Origin of the sequence: Novosphingobium kaempferiae, assembly GCF_021227995.1 — a bacterium.
Classification (GTDB): domain Bacteria; phylum Pseudomonadota; class Alphaproteobacteria; order Sphingomonadales; family Sphingomonadaceae; genus Novosphingobium; species Novosphingobium kaempferiae.
Map to the genome: position 1 here is coordinate 268,208 of NZ_CP089301.1, position 15,203 is coordinate 283,410.

At 65.8% G+C, this 15,203-nt stretch carries 13 protein-coding genes; 8 read left to right on the top strand and 5 right to left on the bottom strand.

The features are described 5' to 3' along the window. Positions 1–12: 12 nt before the first annotated feature. Positions 13–975 carry an alpha/beta hydrolase gene (locus LO787_RS01275; protein WP_232494086.1) on the bottom strand — a complete coding sequence of 321 codons (963 nt, stop codon included), beginning with the start codon at positions 973–975 and terminating at the stop codon, positions 13–15. Positions 976–1,058: 83 nt separating this feature from the next. Here LO787_RS01275 and LO787_RS01280 point away from each other — a divergent pair, with 83 nt between their 5' ends. From LO787_RS01280 to LO787_RS01310, 7 genes are all read left to right on the top strand, one after another. Further along, positions 1,059–1,769, top strand: coding sequence for an A24 family peptidase (locus tag LO787_RS01280; RefSeq protein WP_232494087.1), 711 nt, complete (start codon positions 1,059–1,061; stop codon positions 1,767–1,769). A gap of 103 nt (positions 1,770–1,872) precedes the next feature. After that, positions 1,873–2,889 (top strand): Flp pilus assembly protein CpaB, encoded by a 1,017-nt coding sequence (gene cpaB / locus LO787_RS01285; RefSeq protein ID WP_232494088.1) that lies wholly within the window; start codon positions 1,873–1,875, stop codon positions 2,887–2,889. 44 nt (positions 2,890–2,933) lie between these two features. After that, a complete protein-coding gene (locus tag LO787_RS01290; RefSeq protein ID WP_232494089.1) occupies positions 2,934–4,484 on the top strand; it encodes a type II and III secretion system protein family protein in 1,551 nt (516 codons plus the stop codon). 17 nt (positions 4,485–4,501) lie between these two features. Further along, positions 4,502–5,140 carry a CpaD family pilus assembly protein gene (locus LO787_RS01295; RefSeq protein ID WP_232494090.1) on the top strand — a complete coding sequence of 213 codons (639 nt, stop codon included), beginning with the start codon at positions 4,502–4,504 and terminating at the stop codon, positions 5,138–5,140. Between the two features lie 5 nt (positions 5,141–5,145). Then, on the top strand, positions 5,146–6,411 hold the full coding sequence (locus LO787_RS01300) for a pilus assembly protein CpaE (RefSeq protein WP_232494091.1): 1,266 nt from the start codon (positions 5,146–5,148) through the stop codon (positions 6,409–6,411). Positions 6,412–6,426: 15 nt separating this feature from the next. Next, positions 6,427–7,398, top strand: coding sequence for a type II secretion system F family protein (locus LO787_RS01305; protein WP_232494092.1), 972 nt, complete (start codon positions 6,427–6,429; stop codon positions 7,396–7,398). Positions 7,399–7,408: 10 nt separating this feature from the next. After that, positions 7,409–8,422: a type II secretion system F family protein gene (locus LO787_RS01310; RefSeq protein WP_232494093.1), complete on the top strand. Its 1,014-nt coding sequence runs from the start codon at positions 7,409–7,411 to the stop codon at positions 8,420–8,422. 55 nt (positions 8,423–8,477) lie between these two features. On the opposite strand, the gene LO787_RS01315 is transcribed toward LO787_RS01310, so the two are convergent. From LO787_RS01315 to LO787_RS01330, 4 genes are all read right to left on the bottom strand, one after another. Next, the gene (locus LO787_RS01315; RefSeq protein ID WP_232494094.1) at positions 8,478–9,617 is read right to left on the bottom strand and encodes a helix-turn-helix domain-containing protein; all 1,140 of its coding nucleotides are present in this window, start codon (positions 9,615–9,617) and stop codon (positions 8,478–8,480) included. 340 nt (positions 9,618–9,957) lie between these two features. Then, positions 9,958–10,221, bottom strand: coding sequence for a hypothetical protein (locus LO787_RS01320; protein ID WP_232494095.1), 264 nt, complete (start codon positions 10,219–10,221; stop codon positions 9,958–9,960). Continuing rightward, positions 10,221–10,859 (bottom strand): TetR family transcriptional regulator, encoded by a 639-nt coding sequence (locus LO787_RS01325; protein ID WP_232494096.1) that lies wholly within the window; start codon positions 10,857–10,859, stop codon positions 10,221–10,223. The genes LO787_RS01320 and LO787_RS01325 overlap by 1 nt, the downstream gene beginning before the upstream one ends. A 6-nt stretch (positions 10,860–10,865) precedes the next feature. Further along, positions 10,866–11,651: an SDR family oxidoreductase gene (locus LO787_RS01330; RefSeq protein WP_232494097.1), complete on the bottom strand. Its 786-nt coding sequence runs from the start codon at positions 11,649–11,651 to the stop codon at positions 10,866–10,868. A gap of 473 nt (positions 11,652–12,124) precedes the next feature. Between LO787_RS01330 and LO787_RS01335 the strand changes: the two genes are divergently transcribed. Continuing rightward, entirely contained in the window at positions 12,125–15,124 is a 3,000-nt protein-coding gene (locus LO787_RS01335; RefSeq protein ID WP_232494098.1) for a TonB-dependent receptor domain-containing protein, read from the top strand. Positions 15,125–15,203 lie beyond the last annotated feature (79 nt).

A 15,203-nucleotide genomic window follows, 5' to 3' on the forward strand; every position in this document is an offset into this window, starting at 1 on the left:
CAGGGATGCGTATCAGGGCCGGGGCGCGCGCCGATCGAGAAAGTCCCTGATCGCCGCCAGCGCGCGGTCGCGCACGGGATCGACTTCGCGCAGGATCTCGTGGCGGCATTCGCTGCCGAAGGCGACGAGTTCACCCTTGGGCAGCCGTGCGGCGGCGCGGCGGATCGCGCGCCAGGATACGAGGCCGTCGATGCTGGTGCCGAGCAGCAGCACGGGCACGTTCACCGCCTCCAGCACGCCGCGCCGTTCCAGCGAGCGGATCGAGGCGAGCGCGCGTTCGATCCAGCCCCAGCTTGCCGCGCCCATGGCGATGGCGGGGCGCGCGTGGCGCCACCAGTCCTCGTCGTCGTAGCGGCCCTCGTCATGCGTGAGGAGCAGCGTGCGGGCGCGGGGCTGCGCACCGGGCTTCTCGCCGCCCTTCCACGCCGGACGACGCGGATCGCCGAGCCGCACGATGCCGCGCGCGACGCGGTGGAGCACGCTGGCGGGCACCCACTGCGGATGGATGCCCAGCATCGGCGCGGACAGCACCAGCGCATCGGGCCGCGCCCTGCCCTCGGCCACGGCGCGCAGGACGATCTGCCCGCCCATCGAATGCGCGACGGCGACGTGCGGCCCCGGCGTCGAGGCCGCCCAGTCGGCGAAGAGCGCCGCATAGTCCTCCACCCAGAGCGCGAAGTCGGGGACGTGGCCGGTGGTCGCGTCGCGGCCCAGACGACCGGAGCCCGCCTGTCCGCGCCAGTCCGCCGCGGTGACGTGCCATCCCTCGCGGTGCCAGCCGTCGAGCGTCTCCAGCCACTTCTCGTAGGCATCGCCGCGCCCCGGCATGAACAGGATCGAGCCGCGCCTGCCACTCGTCCAGTCGATCCGGCGCAGCAGGTGCCCGTCGGGAGGCGCCCAGCGCGATTCGCGGGCGTCAGCCGGGATCGCCCGGCGGGCGGGGGAGTGAAGGAGACTCTCGACGGCGGAAGTCACGGGGTTCGGGCGCCTCAGGTCGTGGTTACTATTTGGTAGCGGTTCCCGGAGTAGAGCGATCCCGATCCGATGGGGACTAACGCATGACGGGCGCTCTTTTTTCCTACGCACTGCTGGCGGCATTGGCAACGGCGCTGCTCGTCGCGGCGCTGACCGACCTGCGTTCGCGGCACATCGACAACTGGCTCAACGCCGGGATCGCGATCGCCGCGCCGCTGTGGTGGCTGGCGATGGGATTCGGGCCGATGGACATCGGCATCCAGCTCGGCCTCGCGCTCGCCACTTTCGCGGTGGCCTGTGCGCTCTTCGCCATCGGCCAGATGGGCGGCGGCGACGTCAAGCTGCTGACCGCGCTGGCGCTGTGGTTCACGCCCGCCACCTTCATGCAGCTCGTCGTGCTGATGGCGGTGCTGGGCGGCGGCGCATCGCTGGCGATGGCGGCGTTCAACATGACGCCCGGCCGCCGCGAATCGGTGCGCGACACGCTGGCGGGGCTGGTCGCCTTCGCCTGGGTCTGGTGCGCCTGCGCCATCGTCTTCGCCGTCGCCATGAAGCGCCCGGTGGTTGCGCCCGCGACGATGGAGGCGATCGCCGCCGCCCTGCCCGGCATCTGGGTGGTGCCGGTGATCGCGCTCGTGGTGATGGCGTGGTTCCTGTTCGGGATGCGCCACATCATGCGCCGCCAGAGGTCCAGGATCGAGGTTCCCTACGGCATCGCCATCGCCGCCGCGTCGCTCTGGGTGATGGGTGCGCACACCCTCGCCGCCGCGCGCTTCGCCGCGCTGACGGGCTGAAACTAACCCGGTTTACGCACAGAACGGGGTGAACCCGTTCTTAACCAATTTACCGCATAAGCCCGAAGAGTTCGGGGATTTTTTGCAAGGGGCTTCCATAGCCATGGACAGGAAGAAAGTGATGCTGCTCGCGGTGGCGCTGCTCGTCGCAGCCTTCACCGCGTTTGCCGCCAGGTCGATGTTCGCGGGCGGCGCAGCGCCGCAGGCCGGGGCCGTCCCCGCCGTGGACCCGGCAGGCCCCAAGGTACTGGTCGCCCAGCGCGCGCTTCCGGTCGGCACGATCATCACTGCCGATTCGGTCTCCTTCCAGAGCTGGCCGAACAACCTCGTCCAGGACGCCTACTACGTCGACGGGCAGGCCGACATGACCAAGCTGCTCGGCACCGTCGTGCGCTTTCCGATCACCGCCGGCCAGCCGCTGACCCAGGGCGCGCTCGTCGCGCCGGGCGATCGCGGCTTCCTCGCCGCCGCGCTCGGGCCGGGCATGCGCGCCGTCACCATCTCGGTCTCGGCCGATACCGGCGTCGGCGGCTTCGTGTTCCCGGGCGACCGCATCGACCTCGTCCTCACGCAGGACGTGAAGGGCGAAGGCGAATCGCTGCGCACCGCCGAGACGATCCTGCGCAACCTGCGCGTCCTCGCCACCGACCAGGCCACCGCCAGCACCGTCGAGGACGGCAAGACCGTGGTCCAGGGCTTCCGCACCGTCACCATCGAGGTCACCCCGCGCATCGCCGAGAAGGTCGCCGTCGCCCAGCAGATCGGCCAGCTGAGCCTCTCGCTGCGCTCGATCGCCGACAACCAGGGCGAATTCGACCGCATCCTCGCCAGCGGCGACGTCAAGGTGCCCGAAGGCGCTACGCGCGAGCAGGAAGAGAAGTTCATGAGCCAGGCGATGAACCGCCCGCTCGACGGCGCCACCACTTACGTCACCGGCGCCGACGTCTCGCGCTTCCAGCGCTCCAGCCGCCCGGCGCAGGGCTCGTCCGCGCCCGCCCCCGCCGCTCCGGCGGCAGGCCCCGCCCCGCAGATGGTCGCCGCCGTGCCCGTGCGCACCGGCCCTGTCGTGCGCGTGACACGCGGCAAGGACACTACCGTCGAATCCGTAGGCAAGCCGTGAAGACCGCGCCTGCCGCCTGTTTCTCACCCTTTGGGGCTATCACGATGAAGCGCAGCCTTCTCAAGTCCATGCTGAAGTCCACCCTGGCCGCCACCGCACTCGCGCCGCTGGCCGTCACGGGTATCGCTTCGGCCGATGCCCAGACCGCCGGGTCGGTCGTCCGCCCGACGCAGGACGTCACCCTCTCGATCGGCAACGGGCAGCTCATCAACGTTCCCGGTTCGATGACCGACGTGTTCGTCGCCAACGATGCCGTGGCCGACGTCCAGGTGAAGTCGCCCAAGCAGTTCTACGTCTTCGGCAAGGCCGGCGGCACCACCACGGTCTACGCCAGCAACGCCTCGGGCGCGGTCGTCTGGTCGGGCACGGTGCGCGTGGGCTCGAACTTCGACAGCGTCGATTCGATGCTGCGCCTCGCCATCCCGGATGCCCGCATCGGCGTCTCGACGATGGGTTCGGGCACGTTCCTGCTCACCGGCACGATCAAGAACCCGGAAGACGCGGCGGAAGCCGAACGTCTGGTGCAGGCCTACGCGGGCAAGGAAGCCAACGTCATCAGCCGCCTGAAGATCGCGACGCCGCTGCAGGTCAACCTGCAGGTCCGCATCGCCGAAGTCAGCCGTTCGCTGGTGAAGTCGCTGAGCGTCAACATCGCCAGCTTCGACCCAACCTCGGGCACCAAGTTCGTGATCGGCCAGGGCTCGGGCAAGTTCCCGCAGTACGTCCCCGGCGGCCCGCTCGGCATCGGTCAGGAGGCTTCGGAAGGCATCACCAACGTGATCCCGAGCACCAACGGCACGACGCTGGGCCTCACCGGCAAGGTGCTGGGCCTCGACCTGCTCGGCGCGCTCGACGCGGGCGAGACGGTCGGCCTCGTCAGCACGCTGGCGCAGCCCAACCTCACCGCGCTTTCGGGCGAGACGGCGGACTTCCTCGCGGGCGGCGAATACCCGATCCCGATCAGCCAGGCGCTCGGCACCACCTCGATCGAGTACAAGAAGTACGGCATCAGCCTCAGCTACACGCCCACCGTGCTGACCAACGGCCGCATCTCGATGCGCGTGCGCCCTGAGGTCTCCGAGCTGTCGAGCGAAGGCTCGGTCACGCTCAACGGCTACGAAGTGCCCGCGCTGACCGTGCGCCGCACCGAGACGACGATCGAACTCGGCTCGGGCCAGAGCTTCATGATCGCGGGCCTGCTGAGCAACAACACCGCCAACACCATCCAGAAGATGCCGGGCGCGGGCGACCTGCCGATCCTCGGCTCGCTGTTCCGCTCGACCGGCTACCGTCGCGGCGAGACTGAACTGGTCATCATCGTCACGCCCTACCTCGTCCAGCCGATGAACTCGGCCTCGCAGGTGGCCCTGCCGACCGACGGGTTCAATTCGCCGAACGAACTCCAGCGCCTGCTCGGCAACATGGACAGCGACGGCGCGAGCGGGGCCAGGCGTCCCGAGCCCACGCAGGCCCCCTCCGGCGCGACAGGACCCGGCGTCGGCGCGGCGGACAAGGGCGTGCCGTCGAAGGCCGGCGGCAAGAAGGCCAAGCGGACCGCCTCCAGCGACGCCGCCAAGCCCGGCTTCAGCTTCTAACGGGACAGGTGACCATCATGCGCAAGACTTCCATCGCATCCGCCGCTCTCGTCCTGACGCTCGGCCTCGCGCTTTCGGCGTGCGGCGGGGTGCCGACCAACCGCTCGATGTACTCGGTGCATCAGCCGGTGGTGGAGAAGACCTCCTTCGCGCTCGACGTGACGACGAGCGGCTCGGGCCTCGCCTATGGCGAGCAGGGCCGCCTCGCCGGCTGGTTCGAGGCGATGAACCTCAAGTACGGCGACCACATCGTCGTCGACGATCCGGATTCGAGCCCGGCCACCCGCGCCGCCGTCGCCGCCGTCGCGCAGCGCTACGGCTTCGTGCTGGACGACGCCACGGTCTCGACCGGCACCGTCCCGGCGGGCACCGCGCGCATCACGATCAGCCGCGCCAAGGCCTCGGTCCCGGGCTGCCCGGACTGGTCGGCCAAGAGCGACTTCAACCCGAACAACGCCACTTCGACCAACTACGGCTGCGCGGTGAATTCCAACCTCGCCGCCATGGTCGCCAACCCCGAGGATCTCGTCCACGGGCAGACCGAGACCGGATCGACCGTGGTGATGACCTCCAACAAGGCCATCGGCGCATACCGTGACGCGCCGACCACCGGCAAGGGCAACGCGGTCGCGCAGACCGGCAGCAAGGGGAACTGATGGCCATGAACGCACCCTGGAAGTCGGGCGGCCCCGGCGGGCGCGACCAGTTCGCGGCATTCCTGTGCGACGAGGCGTCGCTCGAAGTGCTGCGCCCGATCGCGAGCGACATGGGCTGGCAGCAGGAGAAGTGCCACAAGGGCGGCCTGCGCAACGCGGTCCAGTCGCTGTCGATCTCCGCCAGCCCCAACATCCTGCTCGTCGACCTGTCGGAGAGCGGCGATCCGCTGAGCGACATCAACGCCCTCGCCGAAGTCTGCGAGCCGGGCACGGTCGTCGTCGCGGTTGGCCAGGTCAACGACGTGCGCCTCTATCGCGACCTCGTCGCCAGCGGCATCCACGACTACCTGCTCAAGCCGCTCCAGCCCGCCGCCGTGCGCGATGCGCTGGCCCATGCGCAGGCGGTGTTCTCCACTCCGCGCGTCGCCGACGCGGCGGGATCGAAGTCGCATATCTCGACCGCCGTCATCGGCACGCGCGGCGGCGTCGGCGCCTCGACCATCGCCACCTCGCTGGCATGGCTGTTCAGCGCCGACTTCAAGCTGCCGACCGCGCTGCTCGACCTCGACATCCACTTCGGCACCGGCGCGCTGTGCCTCGACCTCGAACCGGGCCGCGGCCTGACCGACGCGATCGAGAATCCCAGCCGCATCGACGGCCTGTTCATCGAGCGCGCCATGATCCGCGCGAACGACAACCTCGCGATCCTCTCCGCCGAGGCGCCGATCAACGCGCCGCTGCTGACCGACGGCTCCGCCTTCGTGCAGCTGGAGGAGGAATTCCGCCAGGCGTTCGAGATGACGGTCATCGACATGCCGCGCAACATGCTCATCAACTTCCCCCAGCTCGTCGCCGACCTCAACGTCGCGGTGCTGGTGACGGAGATGACGCTGGCATCCGCGCGCGACACCATCCGCCTGCTCTCGTGGTTCCGCGCCCATGCGCCGCAGACCCGCGTGATCGTGGTGGCGAACAAGGTGCAGACGGCGCTGGCCGAGATCGGCAAGGCGGACTTCGAAGCCTCGATCGAGACGAAGGTCGATCTGTCGATCCCCTACGACCTCAAGTCCGCGTCGATGGCCGCGAAGCTCGGCCAGACGTTCGCCGACGCCAACCGCGCGACCAAGGCGGGCGCCGTGCTGCGCGACCTCGCCCGCGAGATCGCCGACACCGGTGAGGACGTGGTCGTCGCCAAGCCGTCGCTGCTGGGCAAGTTCGACCTCAAGGCGATGATGCCCAAGGCGAAGAAGAAGGTACAGGCCACCTCGTAAGGGTCGGGAAAGACTATGAACTTCCTTCAGGTCATCATAGTCGCGACCGGGCTGACCGGCGCCGCGCTGCTCCTCTGGGCGATCCTTTCGGGACCGTCGCCGCAGAAGGAATCGACGCGCCGCCTGAAGTCCGTGCGCTTCCGCCATTCGGACCGCGCGAGCGACCGGCTGGAGGCGCAGATGCGCCGTGCCGTCGCCGCCCGCAAGCCGCGCATCCACCAGATCGCGGGCTCCGCCTCGCGCGCGGAAGCGCTGGCGCTGCGCCTGCACCGTTCGGGCCTGCCGTGGACGATGCAGCAGTACCTCTACGGCTCGATCGGCCTCGGCGCGATCATCACGCTGCTGCTGTTCCTCAAGAGCGGTGCGCTGCTCCTCGCGCTCGCCTTCGGCGTCTTCGTCGGCGCGGGCCTGCCGCACCTCGTCGTCGGCCACTTCATCAAGCGCCGCAGCAACGCCTTCACCGTCAAGTTCGCCGACGCCATCGACCTGCTGGTGCGCGGCCTGCGCTCCGGCCTGCCGGTGTCCGAGACGCTCACCATCGTCTCGCAGGAAATTCCCGGCCCGGTGGCCGAGGAATTCAAGCTCATCACCGATCGCATGAAGGTGGGCAAGACCATGGAGGACGCCCTCCAGGAAACCGCCGACCGCCTGAACATGCCGGAATTCAACTTCTTCTGCATCACCCTCGCCATCCAGCGCGAGACCGGCGGCAACCTTGCGGAGACGCTCGCCAACCTGTCGGACGTACTGCGCAAGCGCGCGCAGATGAAGCTCAAGATCCGCGCGATGAGTTCGGAATCCAAGGCATCCGCCTACATCGTCGGCTCGCTGCCGTTCATCGTCTTCGGCCTGATCTGGTGGATCAGCCCGCAGTACATCGGCCAGTTCTTCATCGACGAGCGCCTGATCGTCGCCGGTATCGGCGGCGCCATCTGGATGGGTATCGGCGCCTTCATCATGGCCAAGATGGTCAGCTTCGAGATCTGAGGACCAGCACATGCTCGATCAACCCGCCGGTCCCACCCTCCTCGGTTTCGATGTCACGTACATCGGCACGCTGCTCACCATCGTCGCGGCCGCCGCGGTGCTGTTCGCGATCTACACCGCGATCACCATCCGCGACCCGATGCAGAAGCGCGTCAAGGCGCTGAACGCCCGGCGCGAGCAGCTCAAGGCGGGCATCGTCACCACCGCCCGCAAGCGCCAGAGCCTGATCCGCCGGAACGACACCACCGACAAGATGGGCGCGTTCCTGGGCAAGGCGAAGATGCTCCAGGACAGCCAGATCAAGACGATCGAGCAGAAGCTGGCGCAGGCGGGCATCCGCAACAAGGAATGGGCCGTCGCGGTCGTCTTCGCCCGCCTCGTCGCGCCGATCGTGCTGGGCGCCATCGCCGCGACGGTGATCTACGGGATCAACTACTTCCCGGACTGGTCGACCTTCAAGAAGTTCATGGCCTTCGCGTTCATGGTGCTCGCCGGCTACAAGGGCCCGGACGTCTACATCCAGAACATGATATCCAAGCGCACCGACGCGATCCGCAAGGGCCTGCCCGACGCGCTCGACCTGCTCGTCATCTGCGCCGAGGCGGGCCTGACCGTGGACGCCGCCTTCGAGCGCGTCTCGCGCGAACTGGGCCGCGCCTATCCGGAACTGGGCGACGAATTCTCGATGACCTCGATCGAGCTGTCGTTCCTCACCGAGCGCCGCGCGGCGTTCGAGAACCTTGCCTATCGCGTCAACCTCGACGCGGTGAAGGGCGTCGTCACCACCATGGTCCAGACCGAACGCTACGGCACCCCGCTCGCCTCGGCGCTGCGCGTGCTCTCGGCCGAATTCCGCAACGAGCGCATGATGCGCGCCGAGGAAAAGGCCGCGCGCCTGCCCGCGATCATGACCGTGCCGCTGATCCTGTTCATCCTGCCGACGCTGTTCGTCGTCATCCTCGGCCCGGCGGCCTGCTCGATCTCCGACGCCTTCTCCGGCAGCGGGCCGGGCAAGGCGGGGTAAGTCACGGAGCGAAGGGAGCGTCAGGCGAGGGTCGAGACCCTCGCGCTCCGGTCCCTCAGGACTTGTCCCTATCCCGATAGCGGTCCGGCGTGACGCCCGTGGATTCCCGGAAGTTGCGCGTGAAGTTGCCCTCCGAGGCAAAGCCGCTTTCCCAGGCGATTTCCGTGATCGACGCCTTGCCGCGTTCGAGCGCCTCCCGCGCTGCCCTGATCCGCCGATCCGTGACATAGCGATGCGGCGTCGAGCCGATCGTCTGCCGGAACAGGCGCAGGAAATGGGACGGACTGAGACCGGCCTCGGTCGCGAGGCGATCGAGGTCTATCGCTTCGGCATAATGCTCCTCGATATATTCGAGCACGCGCTTGAGCCGCAGGGTATCGAACGTCGGCGTCGTGGCCGGGCGCTTCCAGCGGTCGATGGTGTAGACGGCGATCAGGCGAGCGGTGAGCGCCGTCGTCAGGCCATCCGCGAACAGCTGGTCGGTCGGCTGCGGCGGGGACGCGAGCAGGTGCAGGAAGGCCTGCGACAGATGGTTGATGGTGGGGTCCACGAAGCCGCCGGCGAAGGACAGTTCGACCTTGGCGGGATCGACATCGTAATCCGCCAGCGCCGTGTTCTCCAGCAGGGTCGGTGGCAGGCAGATGTGCAGGCAGTCGAGCGGCTTCTCGATCTCGCATTTCTCGTGGAAGCCGACCGGCCCGGTCCACGCCGTTCCGGCGCGTGCAAGGGATTGCTCGACGATCCCCGCTCCGGTGCGCCGCACGATGGACTGTCCCGATAGCATGATGATGAGTTCGTTGCAGGGGTATGACCGGGCCGGGTGGGACCCCGCGCCGTTGGTGCGATGCTCGATGACCAGGTTGGTCCAGTCGTCGCGCCGTTCGAGCGTCCGGCAGGTATCCAGTCTTCGACTGCCCATGGTATCGAAGGGAGCCGTTTCCGAATCCGGCGCCTGCGGGGGCGGCGTGATCCCGCCCGTAGTGGTCCGGTTGATCGCCAGCCAGTAGCCTCTGCCGTGGATCGTCCTGATGAACTCCGAATCCGGGCAGTGCCTGCGAAGCACGCTGCGGAGCGCCGAGATCGTGACCTTGACGTTGGTCTCCTCGACGAAAATTCCGGGCCAGGCCGCTTCGAGAAGCTGTTCCTTGGTCAGAGGCCGACCGTTGGCGTCGGCAAGAGCGGTCAATACATCCATCGCCCGATGCCCGATCGGCACCAGATCGGGGCCGCAGAACAACTCTCGTCGATCCGCATAAAGACGAAACGGGCCGAAATACGTCGGATTTTCTGAAAGCCTGGTCGCCATAGCCTTTCTCGCGGGTCCGTCCGACCGCGATACTAGCGCGATTTGTTAATACGAAAACGGAATTCGACCGCGCCCATCGACCGGCACTGTTTCGAAACGTTTTCCTACAGGCCCCGTCGCTGCTAAAATCCGAACGGCTCCTTGTACCGCCGCCCGCGCGGACATGCCTGGCCCCAGGGACGCACCCGCCCCGCATGCACTTCATCAACTTGCGTTCGATGCAATCGGCTCAGGCGTCGGTCTCGACGAGTTCCACCACCTCGAACGCGAAGCTCTTCCACCCGCGCATCTTCTTCGCCTCATCCAGCGCGGTCCGCTTCTTCCTCGCCTCGCCAAGCGAGCGGGTATGACCCCAGAAGACCTCGGTCTTCCCGTTCTCCAGCTCGGCGACGATGCGCCAGTAATGCGTGAACGGATCGGCGGTCGGCCCGATCGTCTTCACGTAGCCGTCCGCCATCGTCGCGGTGAGGTATCGCTTCCTGCGCTTCGCCATCAGTGCGCGAGGATGCCCGCCATGATGATGTCGATGGTGTGCTCGCGATACCGGTCGCGCAATTCCTCGGTCAGCGTATCCTGATCGAAGCAGTGCTTGAGCACCAGCCGTGCCGAGAAGAAGCGGTCCACCGCGCCGGTGACGGTGAAGTAGAACAGCTGCGGATCGATCTCGCGAAACACCCCCGCCCGCACGCCGTCGCCGATGAGTTGCTCGTAGGCGCGGTAGATCGGCGAGAGGTAGCAGTCGGCGATGCGCCGCGCCTCGGTATCGTCGCTTTCACGCACCATGCGCATGGTCAGGCGGTTGAGATAGGGCACTTCGTAGAAGGTATCGACGACCTTCCACAAGTGCCGCCTCAGCTTGGCCTCCGGCTCCCAGCCATCCTTGGCCACGAGCGCGTCCACGCTGGCGACGATCGCCTCCCAGTCGCGGTCCAGCAGCGCCTTGAGCAACCCCGCCTTGTTGCCGAAGTAATACTTCACCAGCGCCGAATTCAGCCCCGAGCGCAGGCTCAACTCCGACAACGAGATGTCGATGACATCGCCTTCACGCATGATCGCACTCGCCGTGTCGAGCAGCAGCGCCCGCGCCCCGGGAGGCGCAACTTCGACGGCGGAGGCAGGGCGTTCCTTCATCGCCGCTTACTTCGGTCCCATGCGGATTGCACCGTCGAGGCGGATTGATTCGCCGTTGAGATAGTCATGCTCGATCATGAACAGCGCAAGCTTCGCGTATTCCTCGGGCTTGCCGAGACGCTTCGGGAACGGCACCATCGCCGCCAGGGCATCCTGCACCTGCTGTGGCATTCCCGCCATCATCGGCGTTTCGAAGATGCCGGGCAGGATCGTATTGACCCGGATGCCATCGCCCATGAGATCGCGCGCGACCGGCAGCGTCATCGCCAGCACACCGCCCTTGGACGCAGCGTATGCGGCCTGGCCGATCTGCCCGTCCTGCGCCGCGACGCTGGCGGTGTTGACGATCGCTCCGCGCGATCCCGCGTCGTCAAACGGCTCCAGAGTAGCCATGCCCGCCGCCGCCTTGCTGATGCACCGGAACGTGCCGACGAGATTGATGGCGATGGCCTTCTCGAACAGCGCCATGTCATGCGCACGCGGCTCGCCGGTTTCACGGTTCTTGCTGACAGTCTTGGCGGCAGGCGCGATGCCAGCACAATTGACAAGCACGCGCTCCTGCCCGTGCGCCGCCCGCGCCTTTGCAAAGCCGGCGACCACGCTGTCTTCATCGGTGACGTTGACCGAACAGAACAGGCCGCCGATCTCGGTTGCAAGTGCCTCGCCAGCATCCGCGTTGAGGTCGAAGATGGCAATCTTCACGCCTTTATCAGCCAGCGCGCGCGCGGTAGCAGCACCAAGGCCGGAAGCTGCTCCCGTCACAATGGCCGCCACAGTGTTGTCCAGCTTCATTCCGCTTCCTTTCGCACCATCTGACGCCCCCTATTCCCACCCGACCATACGGAACAACCTTTTAGGACAGGCCATTTAATCAATCGATTAAATCGGTTGAGTGCAACGGTCAATCCGTTGGCGTTCAGCAACACAATTCGCGCAACAGGATTTCACAGCGGCGATAAGTGGAGCAAGAAACCATGTGGACAATGCTCGTTTGCAACAGCTCTGTTACCATCGCTAATGCGCAGAAATCCTTGACGCCCCGCCGCACGATCACAGAGTGAGCGATGCGCCTGTTGCGACATTGCAACATGCGTGGACGCAATTTGCATGTCCCGGCAAATTTCGTTGAAAGGGCGCCCGCTCGGCGCAACAAGATTTCCCCATGGCGTCGTAGTGTGTTCGCACACTGGGTAGCCGGCAACGGGTCATCGGTCGAAATTGGTCACGCATTCGACTGCTGGACGAAGCAACAAGGGACACATAACGTGAAGACAACCATCCAGAAGGCCGCCCTGCGCGGTGCGACCAGCCTTACGGCGTTCGCCCTGCTTTGCGGCACTGCCTATGCGCAAGATGCGGCTCCGCAGGCGGCTGATACCACCGATGATTCGAATGCGATCATCGTTACCGGCTCGATCCTCAAGTCGCCGGTACTGCCCTCGCCCGTCACCTCGATCCAGACCGAGAACCTGGATCAGCGCGGCATCAGCACCATCCAGGAAGGCATTCAGCGCATTTCGGCCAACAACGGCCCGGCACTGACCAACTCCTTCACGGCAAACGGCGCGTTCGCTGCCGGTGCTTCGGCGGTCTCGCTGCGTGGTCTGACCACCAACTCGACGCTGGTCCTGTTCGACGGCATGCGCGCGGCTTTCTACCCGCTGGCAGACGACGGCACGCGTAACTTCGTCGATCTGAACACGATCCCCGACGATATCGTCGAGCGCTTCGAAGTCCTGCGCGACGGTGCATCGTCGACCTACGGCGCCGACGCGATCGCCGGTGTGGTGAACATCATCACCAAGAAGGAAATTCAGGGCATCTCGGGCCGCGTGGAAGCCGGCATCTCCGATCGTGGCGATGCCGCCACGCAACGCCTCTCGCTGACCGCCGGCTTCGGTGATCTCGAGTCCAATGGCCTCAACGCTTACATCAGCGGCTTCTACTACCACTCGGATCCGCTGTATAACCGCCAGCGTCCGGCACCATACAGCACCGACGACTTCAGCACCGTCTGCAACGACGGCACCTGCGGCATCAATGGCGTCATCAACGGCCTGCAGCCCGATGGCTTCACCGGCGGTTTCGGCATCACCACGCCGTTCATGGTCCGTCCCCGCGATGCGGCCACTGGCGGTGGGATCACCGGCGTTTCCTCGCGCTACCAGTATCTGAATGGCTGCGGCAACCTGCCCACCTACACGCCGACCCCGGCTGAGTTGGCTCTTCCGCAAAACGTCGCAGCCCCCGCGTCGGGCCCGGTCTGCCAGGAAGACGTCACTAACCGTTACGGCATGATCTCGCCCGAGATCGAGCGTTTCGGCTTCTCGTCGCGCATCACCGCAAGGATCAACGACGACACCGAAGCTTACGCCGCTTTCAACTTCGTGCAGTCCTCGTCGCATGACACCTATCTGCCTGCAACGATCCGTGCGAACGCTCCAGCGCCGTTCTATTTCCCGCGCTACAGCACCTCGGCGAACGTAGCCTACTACGGCAACAACACGATCCTGCAGCTGCCGGTCTACGTCTGCGCACGCGGCACGATCGGCGCCTGCACCGCGGCCAACGGCACGCTGAACCCGAACAACCCGTATGCGGCTCAGGGCTACAACGCTGCGATCACCGGTCGCATTCCGAACCTGTTCGAGGACAACCGTAGCCGCACCCGCGCATTCCGCGGCGCGTTCGGCATCAACGGCAAGATCACCGACAACTGGAACTACAACTTCAACGCAACCGCGATGCACATGGACCTCCAGCGTCGCAACAATGGTTACGTCTACATCCAGCACTTGCTCGATGTGATCGCAGACGGCAGCTACAACTTCCGCGATCCCTCCGCCAACAGCCAGGAAACGCTGGATTACCTCGCTCCTGAAGCACGCGCGACCTCGACCTCGGACCTCGTCCAGGTCGATGCGAACGTGACCGGCACCCTTGCCGAACTGCCGGGCGGCCCGCTGCAGGTGGCAGTCGGCCTTTCGTACCGTTACGAAGCCGTGGACTCGCCGAGCCTCAACTCGGACATCAACGGTGGTACGGAGCGTTACTTCCGCCTCAACGGTTTCGCGCTGAAGGGTAGCCGTTCGGTCTATTCGGCTTATGCCGAAGTCAACGCGCCGATCATCGAGCAGGCGACGGTCAACCTTTCGGGTCGCTATGACCGTTACCCGAACGGTATCGACAACTTCTCGCCCAAGGTCGGCGTCGTCGTCCAGCCGTTCTCGGATGAGCGACTGTCGCTGCGCGGCACCTACTCGCGCGGTTTCCGTATCCCGAGCTTCGGTGAATCGGATGCCACCTTCCCGACGACCGGTTACGTAACCGCCAACGCCGGTATCTATACCGACTCGTTCCTGGCCCAGTACGGCTGCTCGCGTGACACTTACACGAGCTGCCCGACTTACATCACCGGTGCCAGCTACGGTTCGACCTCGGTCTCCAACCCTGACCTGAAGCCCGAGAAGTCTCGCAGCTTCACCGGCGGTGTCGAAGTGCGCCCGCTGCGTGGCGTCAAGCTTGCTGTTGAATACTACAACATCAAGAAGACCAACGTCATCACGACCGCGAACAATGCGCCTGCCATTCTGGCGTACTACTCCGGCGCGGCGATCCCCGACGGCTATGCGGTCATCCCGGATGCTCCGGATGTGAACAACGAAGGCGCCACCCCGCGTATCGCGTTCGTGCAGTCGATGTTCATCAACGCCAACACCATGAAGACCGACGGTCTGGACTTCAGCGCCGAAGTCAACCTGCCGATCACCGACTCGGTGTCGATCAGCAGCTTCGCTGAAGCCACCTTCATCCGTCGCCTCGAGATGGTGTTCCCCGATGGTTCGAAGGAGCGCTATGACGGCACTCTGGGCAACTTCAACCTAACCGCAGGCAGCGGCACGCCGAAGTGGAAGGGCACCTGGACGACCGCGCTGTCGTTCGGTGAGAAGTTCACCCTTGCCGGCACCCTGAACTACTTCGACGGGTATGACACCTCGGCGATGGACCAGGGCACGGGCTACAAGGACTGCGGCCTCAACGACGGCAGCATCCCCTGTAAGGTTGACAGCTACATCACGTTCGACCTGAACGGTCAGGTGAAGCTGAACGACAAGTTCACGTTCTACGCGACCGTGCAGAATCTGTTCGACAACCTGCCCCCGATCGACACCATCACTTATGGTGCGCACGGCTACAACCCGATCCAGGGCGGCGAAGGCATCCTTGGCCGTTACTTCAAGGCTGGCGTGAAGTTCGGCTTCTAAGTCGAAATTCTGCTGAAAGATTGAGGGTGGGCCCGCAAGAGCCCGCCCTTTTTCTTTGCCCCGTTAAGGCTCCGCAGCC